Raw genomic sequence first — 14,072 nt, 5'->3', positions numbered from 1 at the left:
AAAGACAAGCCGCCGGATCAGCGCGGCAAGCCAACGGGGTAGGGAAGATGGAAATCAAATGGGTGGAGGACTTCCTCTCGGTCGTCGATACGCTGAATTTCAGCCGCTCGGCCAAACTGCGCAATGTCACGCAACCGGCCTTCGGCCGCCGCATCCGCTCGCTGGAAACCTGGCTGGGCGCCGAACTGTTCGATCGCTCGTCCTATCCCTGCACGCTCACGCCGGCCGGTGAATCCTTCGTCCCGATCGCCAAGGAAATGCTCAACCAGTCGATGCAGGCGCGGCTGGTGCTGCGCGGCCAACTCGCAGGGGCGCAATCCTCGGTACGCTTTGCGATGCCGCACACGCTCTTGCTGACGGTGTTCCCCAAGCTGCTGTCGGAAATCGAAAAGACCATCGGCGCCATCGCCACCACCGTCATGGCCGGCAACGTGCACGATGCCGTCATGGCCCTGGTGGAGCGCAACTGCGACCTGCTGCTGTGCTATGACCATCGCCAGCAGGGCATCGCCCTCGATACCGAACGCTATGCCGTGCTTTCGCTGGGCAAGGAGCCGCTGCGTCCCTATGTCAAGACGCTGCCCAGTGGCCAGCCCAAGTATGTGTTGCCGGGTACACCCAATGATCCGCAACCCTTCCTCAGTTATTCCCCGTATTCCTCGCTCTCGCGCATCGTCGAGAAGGCCCTGCATTCCAGCCCGCGCCGCGTGCACCTGTTCCGCCGCTTCGAGACCGACCTGGCCGAAGGCTTGAAGAGCATGGCCGTCGAAGGCCACGGCATCGCCTGGCTGCCGGCCAGTGCGGTGTCGCGCGAGATCGCCGAGGGCAAGCTGACCCTGGCCATCGCCCCGAACGACAGCGAAGCGCTGGAGCAGGGGCTGTGGTGCGACGAGATGGATATCCGCGTCTATCGCCGTCTGGATGGAGCCAATCCGGACATAGACCGGATCTGGAACTATCTCAAGGCCGAGCACGGCACGCCATAATTTTTCCTGCATTTTTTGAAGCCAAGGTCCCGCATGAAATTTCTCACCAACCAGCAGGTCAGCGAACTGCTGACCACCGAAGACGCCATCGCCTCCATGCGCGAGGCTTTTGCCCACGCCGCCGAGGGCGCGCATCAGGGGCGCGTGCGCACCAGTGCCGCCAATGGCGTGATGCTGTCGATGATGGGGGCGGTCATTCCATCGGCCGGGATCGCCGGGGCCAAGGTCTACACCACCATCAAGGGCCAGTTCAGGTTCGTCATCCAGCTGTTCTCCAGCGAGACCGGCGCACCGCTGTGCACGCTGGAGGGCGACGCCATGACCGGCCTGCGCACTGCGGCCGCCACGGCGGTGGCCTGCGATGCGTTGGCCCGCAAGGACGCCGCCACCCTGGCGGTGATCGGCACCGGCGTGCAGGCGCGTTCGCACATTCCGGCGCTGCTGCAGGTGCGGCCGTTCAAGGAAGTATTGATCGCCGGCTTGTCGGGCCGCGAAGCCCTGGCCGAGGAAGTCACGCGCACCCTGGGCGTTCCGGCGCGGGTGGTGAGCGTCGATGAAGCCGCCGCCGCAGCGGACGTGCTGGTCACCGTGACCCGTTCAGCCACGCCGCTGTTCGATGGCAAGCTGCTGCGTCCGGGGGCTTTCGTCGCCGCCGTCGGTGCCTCCAAGGCCAACGTGCGCGAGCTGGACGACACCGCCATCGGCCGTGCCGCCGCGCTGTTCGTGGAATGGAAGCCGCAGGCGCAGCAGGAGGCCGGCGACCTGGTGCAGTGCGCACCGGGTGTGTTCGCGTGGGACAAGGTGATGGAACTGGCGCAGGCTGTCGATGGCAGCATGCCTTATCAGCGCCAGGACGAGGACATCGTCATCTACAAGGCCATCGGCATCGGCCTGGAAGATGTGGCGCTGGCAGGGCTGGCGTATCGCAAGGCGTGTGCGCAGTACGGCTGGTAAGCCAAACCTGGGTTGCATGAAAAAAGGCGCTGCGGATTTTCCCGCAGCGCCTTTTTTGTTGGGGGCAGCCTCGAATCAGGCAGTCACTTTCTTGTCCTTGGCGGCCGCTGCCGGTTTGGCCCGCAAGGCGGTGGCGGTGGCGATGAGCACGACGGCGATGCCGGTCACGGTGCCCACGGTTACCGGTTCATCCAGCAGCAGCCAGCCCCACAGCGAAGCCGTCATCGGCACCAGGAAGGTCACGGTGATGGCCTTGGTCGCCCCTTCGGCGGCAATCAGTTGGAAGAACAGTGCGTAAGCGATACCGGTACAGACCACGCCCAGCACCAGTACAGATAACAGCGCAGGCAGGGTGCCGGCCTGCAGCGCATGCGGCATCGACGGCGCGGCCAGCGGCAGCAGGCACAGGGCAGCGGCGAACTGGCTGCCGGTGGCCATGGCGATGGGCGGGATGCCGCCGGCGCGCATGCGCGTGAAGGTGGCCGCAAAACCATAGCTGACCGCCGCACTCATGGCCGCCAGCACCCCGGCGATCACCAGCGCATTGACCGGCGCCGGGCCGATGCCCACCAGCACCGCCACACCGACCAGGCCCAGCACGAAGGCCCCGGTACGCACCAGGCTCAGCCGTTCGCCCAGCAGCAGGAAACCGAACATGGCCGTGAAGATCGGTGCCAGCGAATTCATGGTGGCCATGTAGGCCGAGGGAATGTGCAGCGCCGACCAGGCAAACAGCGCGAAGGGCAGGGCGGTATTGAAGATGCCGATCACCAGGTAGGGCAGCCAGTTGCGTCGCCACTGCAGCGGCACCCCGCGCATGCGGGCAAAGGCCAGCAGCGACAGCGTGGCCAGCGAAGCACGGCCGAAGGTGGTCAGCATGGGGCCGAAGACCGGTGCGGCGATGCGCATGAGCATGAAGCTGGTGCCCCAGATGGCAGCCAGCAGCAACAGCTTGGCAATGTTGGAGGAAGACATGGGCGTGGGCGGCAGGTATGGCCAGTGGGAGGTCGATTGTACGGCCACTTCCTCGAGCCGTCCCGGTACAGTTGGCAGCTTTGTACCGGGCCACTTGACTGCAGCGCAACAGTCACCGGGGAGAATGAGGAAGAACTGTGCATGGCACCGTACCGGGCCACCTGCTAGGCTTGCCAGCCTGACACTTACTGTACGGGAGCCTGCATGCTGACGATCTACGGCCGTGACAATTCCATCAACGTACGCAAGGTCCTGTGGGCCTGCAGCGAGCTGGACATTGCCTTCGAGCGGCAGGACTGGGGTATTGGTTTCAAATCGACCAGCGAGCCGTCTTTCGTTGCCATGAATCCCAATGCGATGGTGCCGGTGATTGATGATGATGGCTTCGTCCTGTGGGAGTCCAACAGCATCCTGCGCTATCTCGCCGGGCAATACGGTGACGGTGCGCTGTATCCGAAGGAACCGCGTCTGCGCGCGCGCATCGACCAGTGGATCGACTGGCAGGCCAGCGACCTCAACCGCAGCTGGAGCTATGCCTTCATGGCGCTGGTGCGCAAGTCGGCCGAGCATGGCGATGCGCAGCAACTGGCGGCTTCCATCGCTGGCTGGACGCGCTTCATGCAGGTGCTGGAACAACGGTTGCAGCACAGTGGCGGTTTCGTGGCGGGTCCTGCATTCACGCTGGCCGATATTCCGGTCGGGTTGTCGGTCAATCGCTGGTTCGGCACGCCCTTGGAGCATGCGCCCTTGCCGGCCGTGGCAGCGTATTACGAGCGCCTCAGCGAGCGGCCCGGCTTCCGCGCCTACGGCCGCAACGGCATGGCCTGATGGCGGCGGGCGCGGTACACTGCGGCCTTGCGCATGCGCGCCCATTTCCGTCCTGCAGGTTCACCATGGCCACCCGAAAGAAAAAACTGCTCTTCCTTGCCGCCTTCCTTGGCTGTCTGCTGCTGGCCAGCGTTCCCTTGTGGACTTTGCTGTTTTACTGATTTGTTTTGATTGCTTGCGCCTGCCTCGAAAAGGGTTCAGGCGTTACTAAAAATACTTCCATAATTCGCTCTTCTTTTCTGCCCGATGCGGGCCGATGCGTCTTGCCCCGGCATGATGTGCGGCCTTGCTGCGGCACCGGCTGAAGGCTTCTTTCGGATTCTCTTCTTCGCGCTGCGGCTGATGTCATCACTGCAGAGGAGGAGCGTGTGCCACAAGCCTTCATCACCATCGGGGACAGGACCAGCCACGGCGGCACGGTCATCTCCGGCGATCTCACTTTCATGGTCCACGGCAAGCCGGTGGCGCGCGTGGGCGACCAGACGGTCTGCCCCCGGTGCCAGGGGACCTTCGCCATCACTACCGGTGCGGGCGACATGTTCTCGCTCGGCGCGGCCGTGGCACGCCACGGTGACCGCACCGCCTGCGGCGCCACACTCATCGCCAGCCAGGCTACCAGCACGCATGCCGAGGGCCGGATCGCCAGTCCGGAATTCCTGGCCGCTGAGGCCGAGGTAGCCAAGGCCGGCGCCGGGAACGCTGCATCGGCCGATTCCGGCATCTGCCTGAGCTGCATGCGCGATGCTGCCGTCAGCGGCGCCACCCTGCTGGTGCGCAGCTGATGGCCGCCGACGTCATGAAGCGACTGGCCGAGGCGAGGAAGACCATGCCGGCACTGCAGCTGTACGTCCTCGTGGACGGACTGCACTACGAGTCCTGCACGGATGCGGCGCTACGTGAGGCACCCGGCGTCGTTGCACTTTTTGCCGAGACCGTGGATGCGCATCTGGCGCCCGCCGGGCCCTGGCTGCTGGCGGCCGAGAAGTTGTCCCCTGCGTTGCTGGAGCAGATCAGCCGCCTGGAAGCGATTGCTCCGGCGGTTTCCTGGATCATTGGCCCGCAGGATCTGCAGGGCCTGGCGCAACTATTGCGCTTGTGCATGCAGATGAGCTTGCCCGACGGACGCACTGCACTGCTGCGCTTGTGGGATCCGCGCGTGTTGGCTGCAGCAGCGCGTGACCTGAAGGGAGCGCAGCGCCACACGCTCTTCGGTCACCTGTTTGAATGGCACCTGTTGCTCGATGGCCGCCGGGTTCACATCGGGAGGCCGACATGATCCGCCTCGATGAAGACGACCTGGCGCGTTTGCGTGCACGTGATACCGAACATTTCATTGCCGCCGTGGCCGACCAGTTCCTGGCCGAGCGTGCCGACCTGCAGCGCCTGCCGGGTCGCAGCGAGGTAATCCGGCGCATGCGCGAGGCCTATGAGCATGGTCTGTCGCTGGGCTTCGGTGCGCTGTCCCACCTGATCTACATGATGTATCTGTCTGCCGATTGGCCGGGCCTGTTCTGTCGTCCGGGCACCGTGCGTTACCTTCGTCGGCCGGGTGCCACGCCCGAACAAAGGCTCGATGACATGATCGCCGTCCTGCACAAGCTGGCCGCGCCGCAAGATGAGGAGCGCAAATCATGATCGCTCCCGTCGTGGCGGCACCGCTGATCAGCAGCGAGATTCTTGGATGGATAGGGCTGGGTGCGTCGGTGGCCGCAGTCGGTACCGGGGCGGCCATCTACAGCAGTTTGCGCAGGGCCGAAGAGGCCAAGTCCTCCCCATTGAGTCAGGCCGATGTACTCAAGAAAGATCAGTCCTGCAAGCGCTGTCCCCCCGCAGCGGGGAGCCTGGTGCCTCGCAACTGGCACATGTCTGAAGAGGCAAGGGCCTATCAGGCGCGCGTGACCGGGTTTGCACCCTATACCGAGTGGGCCTTCGATGACATTGATTTCGATGGATTCCAGCTCGGCCCGTGTCTGCTGCAAGAGGCCAAGGCACGGTATGCGCAGTTTTTTGACAGAAAGACGGGTGAGCCCAAGTTCTTCTATGGATTGAAGGGGTACCCGAATCTTATGAAACAAGCCGCCGCGCAGAGTGCGGCCGTATTGAAGTCCAGTCCTGCCCACTTGTGCTGGTACGTGCAGGATCATTTGGTCTTTCGTCATCTGAGCGAGGTCTTTCCTGCCAACAAGCTCGCCATCCAACTTTTCCATAAGCCATGATCATGTATCTTGTCATCAACTTTGCCTTTGCTTCAACGCTCGCTACCTTGCCCAGCGCATCCGAACATTTCTCCATACTGTGGAAAGTCGCGGTTCTTTTGGACGCGGTGGGCATGCCGCTGGACGACTGGTGCCCTCCAGCTGATACGCCGGAAGATGCCCGGCGCATCCAGGCATTTGAAAGAGACGGTCCTACACGCGCTGCGCTGGCCATTGTGGAAGAGGGTGAGCGCAGTGATCCTGCCAACGGCTTTCGTTATCTTGGTATCTGGAACGGCTATGAAGAAGAGGCCGGTTCAGCCATCCTTCTTGGTTTGACTGTTGCAGATGATTCCGGCAATTCCACTTTCCGCCTGCAGGCGCAAGCAGTTCCTGCGCTTTGTCAGAAGGCCAATCTGATCAAGGTGCTGACGGGGCTCTCGTTGCAATGGCAGCCTCCCTTCATCGCTGTCGACCCTGACGGATATGGCATGCGACACAAGGTCTTCTCCGATCGCCCCGGCGCCGGATGGCTGCTGTATCTGCCAGGCAGGATCACGCGCGCCCAAGTCCCCGAGGCCGCCGAGCTGCTGCCGGTATTGAATGAGGATAGTCAGCAGCGCGGCACCATCATCGTCTCGGTGGCGGGCGATGCGTTTGACGATGAAAATCCCGATCACATCCAGGCCGCCAACGCCATCGAAATCCGTCTGGCTGACCAGGACCTGTTGCCGCGCTACGCTGCCCTGTAACCCTCACGCAAAAAAAATCCCCCGGGTCCGACGACCAGGGGGCCAACATCATTTCATCGCGATTCAGGCAGACACACACCAGGCGGCACCGGACACGGTGCCGTCCCGCTCGCTCAATACGGCAGCCGATGCGGCGGCAGGCTGGCACGGCCGGCCAGCGGATGATGCCGCCAGCGCGCTTCGGCCAACAGGTAGATGCCCGTGGCCGACAACGCAACGGTCACCAGCGTAGAGAAAACGGCAGTCAGCAGGAAGGTGGTGAACATGATGATCTCCTCAAGACGACTTCATCTTAGGAGAAAGCACCTCGCCTGGCTCTAGTGATTTTCCCTAGAAAACAAACAAGCCGCTCAGGGAATCCCTGAGCGGCTTGCAGGCCGGCAATGCTGTCATTCTGCCAAGCAGCGAGCCGCAGCACGCCGCCGCATCAGCGCATCAATAACGTTCCAGCCAGTGCGCGTAAGGTGCCGGCAGCGTCCAGGAAGGGCGCTCCACGCCCAGTTCCTTGGCGGCCTGATAAGTCCAGTGCGGGTTGGCCAGATGCGACCGGCCCACCATCACCAGGTCGAGCTGGCCCTCCTTGACGGCGCGCTCGGCCAGTTCCGGCGTACCGAAGCCCCAGGCGGAAGACACCGGCACACCAGCTTCCTCGCGCACGCGCTTGGCGATCGGACCGAGGAAGGCCGGACCCCAGGGGATCTGCACTTCCGGAATGGTGAAACCGATGGTCACGCTGATCATGTCCATGCCGATCTCCTTGAACTGGCGCACCACGCCGATGGAGTCGGCCAGCGTCTGCTCGTCGCGGCCATCGTATTCCAGCACGCCGAAGCGCACCGTCAGGGCCAGGTGTTCCGGCCATACTTCACGCACGGCGCGCAGGGTTTCCAGCAGGAAGCGGGCGCGGTTTTCCACGCTGCCGCCGTAGATGTCATCACGCTGGTTGGAATGCGCCGAGAAGAAGCTCTGGCCCAGGTAACCATGGGCGAAGTGCAGCTCCAGCCATTCGAAGCCGGCATCACGGGCGCGGATGGCGGCATCGACGAAGTTCTGGCGCACGCGGGCGATGTCATCCAGGCTCATGGCCTTGGGGACCTTGGGCAAGCCCTTGCCGAAAGCAATCGCGGACGGGGCGATGGTGTCCCAGCCGCGTGCATCGTCGGCGGCCATGTGGTCGTCGCCTTCCCAGGGACGATTGGCGCTGGCCTTGCGGCCGGCGTGGCCGATCTGGATGCCGGGCACGGCACCGGCGGCCTTGATGGCTTGGACGACAGGCACGAAGGCTTGCGCCAGCTCGTCCGACCAGATGCCGGTGCAGCCCGGCGTGATGCGGCCTTCCGGGGCCACGGCAGTGGCCTCCACGATCACCAGGCCGGCACCGCCACGGGCGATGCTGGCGTAGTGCGACAGGTGCCATTCGTTGGCCTTGCCGTCCACCGCCATGTACTGGCACATGGGCGGGACGGCGATGCGGTTGCGCAGGTTCAGGTCCTTCAGCTTGAAGGGAGTAAAGAGAGCAGACATGGGTGGCTTCTTGTCAATGATGAAAATGAGATCAACAAGCGCTGCACTGGCACAGCACTCGCTTCGTTTGTTCGTAAATCTTCGAACTATGGAAGGAGTATAACCCAGGGTGTATCATCTTGCAGATGCGTCCCTACAAACATCCCGAGATTGCCGAGTTCGTGCTGGAGCGCGTGCTCTACGCGCTGAGCGATTCGATCCGCCTGGAGATCGTGCGCCACCTGGCGCGCGTGGAATGTGCGACCTGCGGCGAACTCGATGGCGGGCGTCCCAAGTCCACCGTCTCGCACCACTTCAAGGTCTTGCGCGAAGCCGGCCTGGTGCGTACCGAGAGCAATGGCACCACCCACATCAACACCTTGCGCAGTGCTGATATCGAGCAGCGTTTTCCGGGTTTGCTGTCGGCCATCCTGGCCCAGCACGACAAGCTGCCCGCCCGCCGCAAGAAGGCGGCCTGAAGCCTTCCCGTCCGCTCAGAGCTTGCCGGCCTTGACGTCGGCGTCTACCGCCACGAAGGCCGTGGCCATCGCATACTGTTCTGCCTCCACCGAGGTATTGCCGCGAAAGTCTTCGCACACCACGCGCCGGAAGGCGACCGGGTTGTCATTGCGATGCAGCTGGTAACTGCCGACCCAGGTGCCGTCGATCTGTTCCCTGCTGCTGACCCGGATGAAATAGCCGTGATGCTCGGCCACGTCATTGTCGAGCTGGGTATCGATCACCGCACGCGCGTAACCCACGCCGGCCACTTGTGCCGATGCCACCGAAGCGAAGGGATTGCCGCGCAGGCCGGGGGCCGGTTCGCCGTCGATCTGCACGGTGCAAAGGACGTCGCCATCGCGTTGCTGCGTGCAGGAGACGCTGATGTGCTTGCCGCGATAGGTGGCACCGTAGGTGGGGAGCATGCGTGCTTTCAAGAAGAATTTCCTGGGCGCTATAGTGGCGCGATCGTTCATCGTGGTCAATCAACTTGCAGCCGGCTTGGCGTGACAGCCGCGTAAAAAAAGCCCGCATGCTGCCATGCGAGCCTTTTCTTTCACAGCGACGATTTGCGCAGCAGATCAGGACCCGTGCTTGGCCAGACCCTCGCGCATCCGGCGCACTTCCTTCTCCGACACGGCCCCGGCCTGGTTGCTCCAGCCCTGGCGCACGAAGCTGGCCAGTTCTGCCGCTTCCTTGTCCGAGAGGCGATGGGCGAAGCCCGGCATGACCAGGATCGACGGTGCCTTCTCGGTGGACGGCGTGCGCGCCCCGGCCAGGATCACGTGCAGCAACGCGCTGGGATTGTCGGCATTGACCACGGTCGCGCCATCGAGCACCGGGAAGATGCCCGGCGCGCCCTTGCCATTGACGAAGTGGCAGGCCGCGCAGTTGTCCAGGTACAGGCGTTCGCCCAGGCTCAGGTCCTTGGCGGCCGTGAGTTTCTTCATGGTCGCCTCGGCCCCTTGCGGCGTGACGCGCCCGCTGCTGGCGGAGGCCACCGGCGAGAGCGTCTTCAGGTAAGCGGCGATGGACTGCAGGTCTTCCGGTTTCAGGTGCGCCGTGCTGTGTTCCACCACCAGGCTCATCTCGCCCGCCACTGACGCGGTCTTGTTGCGGCCGGTCTGCAGGTAGTCGACGATGTCCTGCGCGCTCCAGTGCGGCATGCCGCGCAGCGACGGTACCGCCCAGCCATTGAGGTCGCCGCCCGAGAGGAACTGCGCCTGGCTGCTGTCGCTGGCCTTCTCGTTCATGGCAAAGCCGCGCGGGGTGTGGCAGCTGCCGCAGTGGCCCAGGCCCTCCACCAGATAGGCACCACGCTTGATCTCGGCGCTCCAGCCGTCCTGCTCCTTGAACGGCTTGTCATTGGCGAAGAAGACATTCCACAGCTTCATCCCCCAGCGGATGTTGAAGGGGAAGCTCATGCTGCTGGCCGGCGGCGTGGAGGCCACCGGTTTCACCCCTTGCATGAAGTAGCTGTAGAGGGCGTGGATGTCCTCATCACTCACCTTGGCATAGCTGGGGTAGGGCATGGCCGGATAGAGCTGCGTGCCATCGGCGCGCACGCCGTGGCGCACGGCCGCAGAGAACTGGGCTTCGCTGTAGTTGCCGATGCCGTGTTCCTTGTCCGGCGTGATGTTGGTCGAATAGATGATGCCGTGGCCGCTGTCGATGGCCAGTCCGCCCGAATAGGCCGGCTTGCCGACAGCGCTGTGGCAGGCCATGCAGTCGCCGGCACGCGCCAGGTATTGGCCGCGTGCCACCGTATCCTGGTCGGCCGCCTGCGCCACATTGAACACACCCAGCACGCCCAGCGACAACGCCAGTCCGGCCAGCAATGAAGTCATTTTTTTCATGTTCTCTCCCCCCTTCATGCCTGGACCAGCGGGCCGGGGTTCTTCAGGTACTGCGTCTTGATGGCGTGCGCGGCCATGAGCGTGATGGCACCGATGGTAGCCGTCGGATTGGCCTGGAAGTTCTGCGGGAAGGCATTGCCGCCGGGGACGAAGACGTTGTGCACATCCCAGGATTGCAGGTACTTGTTCAAGGCCGAATCGCTCGGCGAATCGCCCATGATCGCGCCGCCCACGTTGTGGGTGGAGACGTACTTGGTGATGTCCCAATGCGAATCCAGGGCCAGGAAACTTTCCGACATGTGGTCCGGATTGAGCTCCTTGGAAATCTTGAGCACGATGTCGCGCAGGTAGCGCTGCAGCTTCAGTTCGTTCTGGCGCCAGTCGAAGGTCATGCGCAACAGCGGCTGCCCCCACGGGTCCTTGTAGTTCGGATCCAGGTCCAGGAAGTGGCCGCGATAGGACATGCAGGTGGTGGTGATGCTGATCTTCATGGAATGGTCGTACCAGTCGATCATGCCTTCCTTCCAGCCGCGTCCCCAGCTGGGCGTGCCCGGCGGCAGCGCCGTGCCGATCGGCGCGCCCGAGGCTTGCGAGCTGTGGATCTTGGCACCGCCGATGAAGCCCAGCTTGATGCCATCGTCGAAGTTGCCGGGCGAAATATCGTTGAACATTTCGCCGGTGGCACCGGCGGTGGCAAAGGAATTGAAGTGCTTGTCCTTGAAGAACAGCGTCGCCCCGCCATTGGACAGGAAGGCATAGTTGCGGCCGATGACGCCGGTCTCGGTGATCGGGTCATAGGGCTTGCCGATGCCCGAGAGCAGCATCAGGCGCACGTTGGCGAACTGGAAGCTGGAGAGGATCACGATCTTGGCCGGCTGGAACACTTCCTTCATGTTCTCGTCGATGTAGGTCACGCCGCGTGCGGTCTTCTTGTCGGCGTGCAGGTCCACGCGGATGACGTTGGCGTTGACCTTGTAATCGAAGTTGGGCAGGCGCTTGACCACATCGAGGATGGTGGTCTGCGGCGAGGCCTTGGAATAGTTCAGGCAGGGATACTTGCTGCAGAAACCGCAATAGTTGCAAGGTGCAATTTGTGCGCCATACGGATTGGTCCAGGCCTGCGAGACATTGGCCGAGGGATTGGGGAAGGGATGGTAGCCCAGCTTGCGCGCCACGTCGGCGAACAGGGTGTTGTTGTAGGTGTCGTGCAGCGCCGGCAGCGGATAGGGGTTCGAGCGCGGTCCTTCGAAAGGATCGCCGCCCGGCTGGATCTGGCCGCGCAGGTTGCCGGTATTGCCCGACAGGCCGCAGACCTTGTCGAAGAAATCGTAGTGCGGCTCGATTTCGTTCCAGGTGAAGGGGAAATCCTTGATGCGCATCTCGGGGTCGAGACTGCTGTGCTTGTAGGCCTGGTCGGCGTAGGTCTTGAGCTTGAGGTCGGTGGGCGTGGCGCGGATCAGCACCGCCGTCCAGTGCAGGCCCGAGCCGCCGACGCCGGTACCGGGCGCGAAGGCGCCCCACTTGCGGGTCGGCAGCGCCTGCTGCGCGGTGTTGTAGCGCACGGTCAGCGCAGCATCGCGCGGAGTGGCGAAGACCTTGTTGCGGGTGGCGTAGCCGTACTGGTCGGCCGGCTTGGGATAGGCGAAGTCTTCGGGCGGACGGTCCGGGCCGCGCTCCAGCGCGCGTACCTTCAGGCCGGCCTGGGCCAGTTCGATGGCCATCAGGGAGCCGGCCCAGCCGAGGCCGACGATGACGACGTCGACGTCGTCGTTGGTAATGTTAGGCATTGAATTAAGTCAGTAAGAGGTTGCAGGCGTGAACGAGGAGACAGGGCCGCGCATCAGGCGCGCTTGCCCGACAGGCTCACCGGTCCCAGCGGATACTTCACGTTGTGCTGGTCCACCCATTCGGTATAGGCCGCACGCGCGCCGGGGAATCCGATGGCGACCCAGGCCTTCATGTCCTTGTTGCCGCCGTACATGGGATCGGCCAGGTAGCCGTTCTTGGTATCGCCCAGCAGCTGGCCGAAGAACTGCGACGGCTTCATCGCCTTCTCGCCCAGCGCGGCAAAGTCCGCAGCGTTCTTCTGCAGCGAGGTCAGCAGCGCATCCTTGTCCTTGGCGTCCAGCTGCTCAAAGCGCTTGCCATGCTGTTGCTGGCTGATCTGCTGGGTCAGCTCGATGCCGATGCGGTAGACGTCCTGCGGCGCATAGGGAATCTGGAAGCCCAGCGTGGCCGGTGCATCGGTCTGGTGCGGCCCCTGCTGGTAGATGTCGCTGCCCAGGCCGGCATGCAATTGCTGGTCGATGAAGACCGGCACATTGGTTTCCAGCGCGCCCGGCCCGCGCCCTTCGGCGGGGATCAGGCGGTCGCAGGCGGCCAGGATGAAGAGCCATTGGGCGGCATTGAAGAACACCGGCTTGTAGTGTTGCAGCTCGATGCCTTCCAGGCCATCGGCCCGGGCCTGCTTGAGCAGGGGCAGCGAGACTAGCGGCACTGCCGCTGCGGTGGCCGCGAGGACGGCACGCCGCGAGGGACTGAACTTGGTGGTCATGATGTGAGCAAAGTGGGGTGGGTGGAAAACAAGCTGCGCGAGGCATCGGGACACGGACGCATCGGGCAGGACTGCGCCCGCCATGACCGCTGCACGGCACGCGCGCCGGCACCCGCAATGCCGCGTGGAGCGGCCTGCGCAGGATGAGACGTCGTTGCAATGGAATGGGGCATGGGTCGCAATCTCAGAGTGGGTCAACGCGTCTCCGATCTTGCGTCCAGCTTGCGGGGCTGGCATTTCTTGTGATTCCCGGTCCTGGCCACGGTCCATCAGGCCAGGCGGGTTGCTCTATGGATGAGCGCACGCATTCTAACACCTCTAGTTGTCAGATGTCTTAAGACGCTGCCTCGTGGCAAGATCCTGCCATGGCCGTCTTCGGCTACACTGCTCATCCGCAGCATTGTCGCTGCAGACCCCGAATTCCGAGACCGAGACACCATGCAGATTCGCGACGCTACCCCTGCCGACATCCCCGGCATCACCCTGATCTTCAACGACGCCGTGGTCAATACCACGGCCATCTGGAGCGACAAGCTGGTGGACGACCAGAACCGCCAGGACTGGCTGGCGGCCCGTCGCCAGCTGGGCTATCCGGTGTTGGTGGCGGTGGAGGGCGACAAGGTGCTGGGCTATGCGAGCTTCGGTGACTGGCGTCCCTTCGATGGTTTCCGCCATTCGGTGGAACATTCGGTCTACGTCCACAAGGATCACCGTGGCGAAGGCCTGGGCGTGGCCCTGATGCAAGCGCTGATCCCGCGTGCGCGCGCCGTTGGCAAACACGTCATGGTGGCCGCCATCGATGCCAGCAACGTCGGCTCCATCGCCCTGCACAAGAAGCTCGGCTTCGAGCAGGTCGGCCACATGCCGCAGGTCGGCACCAAGTTCGGCAAGTGGCTGGACCTGGCCTTCCTGCAACTGACGCTGGATCAGCGCACTGATCCGGACAACATCGACAGCTGATTGCCGCA

The 14,072-nt window shown here is 63.5% G+C and carries 17 protein-coding genes; 10 read left to right on the top strand and 7 right to left on the bottom strand.

What is annotated here, in order from left to right:
- Positions 1–47: 47 nt before the first annotated feature.
- Together MKD49_RS15020 and MKD49_RS15015 are read left to right on the top strand one after the other, a co-directional pair.
- A complete protein-coding gene (locus MKD49_RS15020; RefSeq protein ID WP_039784761.1) occupies positions 48–986 on the top strand; it encodes a LysR family transcriptional regulator in 939 nt (312 codons plus the stop codon).
- A gap of 33 nt (positions 987–1,019) precedes the next feature.
- Positions 1,020–1,940 carry an ornithine cyclodeaminase family protein gene (locus MKD49_RS15015; protein WP_121041109.1) on the top strand — a complete coding sequence of 307 codons (921 nt, stop codon included), beginning with the start codon at positions 1,020–1,022 and terminating at the stop codon, positions 1,938–1,940.
- Between the two features lie 75 nt (positions 1,941–2,015).
- Here the strand turns inward: MKD49_RS15015 and MKD49_RS15010 are convergent, their stop codons facing one another.
- Complete coding sequence (locus MKD49_RS15010; protein ID WP_204726832.1) at positions 2,016–2,915, bottom strand: DMT family transporter; 900 nt, start codon at positions 2,913–2,915, stop codon at positions 2,016–2,018.
- 204 nt (positions 2,916–3,119) lie between these two features.
- Here MKD49_RS15010 and MKD49_RS15005 point away from each other — a divergent pair, with 204 nt between their 5' ends.
- The 6 genes from MKD49_RS15005 to MKD49_RS14980 all read left to right on the top strand — a co-directional run bounded on the left by MKD49_RS15005 (position 3,120) and on the right by MKD49_RS14980 (position 6,690).
- Complete coding sequence (locus tag MKD49_RS15005; protein ID WP_252696685.1) at positions 3,120–3,743, top strand: glutathione S-transferase family protein; 624 nt, start codon at positions 3,120–3,122, stop codon at positions 3,741–3,743.
- Between the two features lie 368 nt (positions 3,744–4,111).
- On the top strand, positions 4,112–4,525 hold the full coding sequence (locus MKD49_RS15000) for a PAAR domain-containing protein (protein ID WP_252696684.1): 414 nt from the start codon (positions 4,112–4,114) through the stop codon (positions 4,523–4,525).
- Positions 4,525–5,019 (top strand): DUF4123 domain-containing protein, encoded by a 495-nt coding sequence (locus MKD49_RS14995; protein ID WP_252696683.1) that lies wholly within the window; start codon positions 4,525–4,527, stop codon positions 5,017–5,019. The genes MKD49_RS15000 and MKD49_RS14995 overlap by 1 nt, the downstream gene beginning before the upstream one ends.
- Positions 5,016–5,378, top strand: coding sequence for a hypothetical protein (locus MKD49_RS14990; protein WP_252696682.1), 363 nt, complete (start codon positions 5,016–5,018; stop codon positions 5,376–5,378). The genes MKD49_RS14995 and MKD49_RS14990 overlap by 4 nt, the downstream gene beginning before the upstream one ends.
- Positions 5,375–5,959 carry a restriction endonuclease fold toxin 5 domain-containing protein gene (locus MKD49_RS14985; protein ID WP_252696681.1) on the top strand — a complete coding sequence of 195 codons (585 nt, stop codon included), beginning with the start codon at positions 5,375–5,377 and terminating at the stop codon, positions 5,957–5,959. Before MKD49_RS14990 ends, MKD49_RS14985 begins: the two co-directional genes overlap by 4 nt.
- Before the next feature lie 2 nt (positions 5,960–5,961).
- On the top strand, positions 5,962–6,690 hold the full coding sequence (locus tag MKD49_RS14980; protein WP_252696680.1) for an Imm52 family immunity protein: 729 nt from the start codon (positions 5,962–5,964) through the stop codon (positions 6,688–6,690).
- Positions 6,691–6,803: 113 nt separating this feature from the next.
- Here MKD49_RS14980 and MKD49_RS14975 read toward each other — a convergent pair whose 3' ends face one another.
- A complete protein-coding gene (locus MKD49_RS14975; protein ID WP_252696679.1) occupies positions 6,804–6,956 on the bottom strand; it encodes a hypothetical protein in 153 nt (50 codons plus the stop codon).
- Between the two features lie 169 nt (positions 6,957–7,125).
- Positions 7,126–8,214: an NADH:flavin oxidoreductase/NADH oxidase gene (locus MKD49_RS14970; protein WP_121041093.1), complete on the bottom strand. Its 1,089-nt coding sequence runs from the start codon at positions 8,212–8,214 to the stop codon at positions 7,126–7,128.
- A gap of 125 nt (positions 8,215–8,339) precedes the next feature.
- Here MKD49_RS14970 and MKD49_RS14965 point away from each other — a divergent pair, with 125 nt between their 5' ends.
- The gene (locus tag MKD49_RS14965; RefSeq protein ID WP_034331719.1) at positions 8,340–8,672 is read left to right on the top strand and encodes a helix-turn-helix transcriptional regulator; all 333 of its coding nucleotides are present in this window, start codon (positions 8,340–8,342) and stop codon (positions 8,670–8,672) included.
- 15 nt (positions 8,673–8,687) lie between these two features.
- On the opposite strand, the gene MKD49_RS14960 is transcribed toward MKD49_RS14965, so the two are convergent.
- From MKD49_RS14960 to MKD49_RS14945, 4 genes are all read right to left on the bottom strand, one after another.
- Positions 8,688–9,119 carry a hypothetical protein gene (locus tag MKD49_RS14960; protein ID WP_121041091.1) on the bottom strand — a complete coding sequence of 144 codons (432 nt, stop codon included), beginning with the start codon at positions 9,117–9,119 and terminating at the stop codon, positions 8,688–8,690.
- 156 nt (positions 9,120–9,275) lie between these two features.
- Positions 9,276–10,550, bottom strand: a complete 1,275-nt coding sequence (locus MKD49_RS14955; RefSeq protein WP_252696678.1) for a cytochrome c — start codon at positions 10,548–10,550, stop codon at positions 9,276–9,278.
- Between the two features lie 14 nt (positions 10,551–10,564).
- Entirely contained in the window at positions 10,565–12,337 is a 1,773-nt protein-coding gene (locus MKD49_RS14950; protein ID WP_252696677.1) for a GMC family oxidoreductase, read from the bottom strand.
- A gap of 53 nt (positions 12,338–12,390) precedes the next feature.
- Positions 12,391–13,104 carry a gluconate 2-dehydrogenase subunit 3 family protein gene (locus MKD49_RS14945; protein WP_252696676.1) on the bottom strand — a complete coding sequence of 238 codons (714 nt, stop codon included), beginning with the start codon at positions 13,102–13,104 and terminating at the stop codon, positions 12,391–12,393.
- 438 nt (positions 13,105–13,542) lie between these two features.
- Here MKD49_RS14945 and MKD49_RS14940 point away from each other — a divergent pair, with 438 nt between their 5' ends.
- Positions 13,543–14,064, top strand: a complete 522-nt coding sequence (locus tag MKD49_RS14940) for a GNAT family N-acetyltransferase (protein WP_252696675.1) — start codon at positions 13,543–13,545, stop codon at positions 14,062–14,064.
- Positions 14,065–14,072: the final 8 nt, after the last annotated feature.

Source organism: Herbaspirillum sp. WGmk3 (genome assembly GCF_023952535.1).
GTDB classification, from domain to species: domain Bacteria; phylum Pseudomonadota; class Gammaproteobacteria; order Burkholderiales; family Burkholderiaceae_D; genus Herbaspirillum; species Herbaspirillum huttiense.
This window is presented reverse-complemented; position numbering and strand designations above follow the sequence as displayed.

Coding starts and splice junctions, on each gene's coding strand:
- MKD49_RS15020 (WP_039784761.1), top strand. CDS start 48: ATGGAAATCAAATGGGTGGAGGACTTCCTCTCGGTCGTCGATACGCTG.
- MKD49_RS15015 (WP_121041109.1), top strand. CDS start 1,020: ATGAAATTTCTCACCAACCAGCAGGTCAGCGAACTGCTGACCACCGAA.
- MKD49_RS15010 (WP_204726832.1), bottom strand. CDS start 2,915: ATGTCTTCCTCCAACATTGCCAAGCTGTTGCTGCTGGCTGCCATCTGG.
- MKD49_RS15005 (WP_252696685.1), top strand. CDS start 3,120: ATGCTGACGATCTACGGCCGTGACAATTCCATCAACGTACGCAAGGTC.
- MKD49_RS14995 (WP_252696683.1), top strand. CDS start 4,525: ATGGCCGCCGACGTCATGAAGCGACTGGCCGAGGCGAGGAAGACCATG.
- MKD49_RS14990 (WP_252696682.1), top strand. CDS start 5,016: ATGATCCGCCTCGATGAAGACGACCTGGCGCGTTTGCGTGCACGTGAT.
- MKD49_RS14985 (WP_252696681.1), top strand. CDS start 5,375: ATGATCGCTCCCGTCGTGGCGGCACCGCTGATCAGCAGCGAGATTCTT.
- MKD49_RS14980 (WP_252696680.1), top strand. CDS start 5,962: ATGTATCTTGTCATCAACTTTGCCTTTGCTTCAACGCTCGCTACCTTG.
- MKD49_RS14975 (WP_252696679.1), bottom strand. CDS start 6,956: ATGTTCACCACCTTCCTGCTGACTGCCGTTTTCTCTACGCTGGTGACC.
- MKD49_RS14970 (WP_121041093.1), bottom strand. CDS start 8,214: ATGTCTGCTCTCTTTACTCCCTTCAAGCTGAAGGACCTGAACCTGCGC.
- MKD49_RS14965 (WP_034331719.1), top strand. CDS start 8,340: ATGCGTCCCTACAAACATCCCGAGATTGCCGAGTTCGTGCTGGAGCGC.
- MKD49_RS14960 (WP_121041091.1), bottom strand. CDS start 9,119: ATGCTCCCCACCTACGGTGCCACCTATCGCGGCAAGCACATCAGCGTC.
- MKD49_RS14955 (WP_252696678.1), bottom strand. CDS start 10,550: ATGAAAAAAATGACTTCATTGCTGGCCGGACTGGCGTTGTCGCTGGGC.
- MKD49_RS14950 (WP_252696677.1), bottom strand. CDS start 12,337: ATGCCTAACATTACCAACGACGACGTCGACGTCGTCATCGTCGGCCTC.
- MKD49_RS14945 (WP_252696676.1), bottom strand. CDS start 13,104: ATGACCACCAAGTTCAGTCCCTCGCGGCGTGCCGTCCTCGCGGCCACC.
- MKD49_RS14940 (WP_252696675.1), top strand. CDS start 13,543: ATGCAGATTCGCGACGCTACCCCTGCCGACATCCCCGGCATCACCCTG.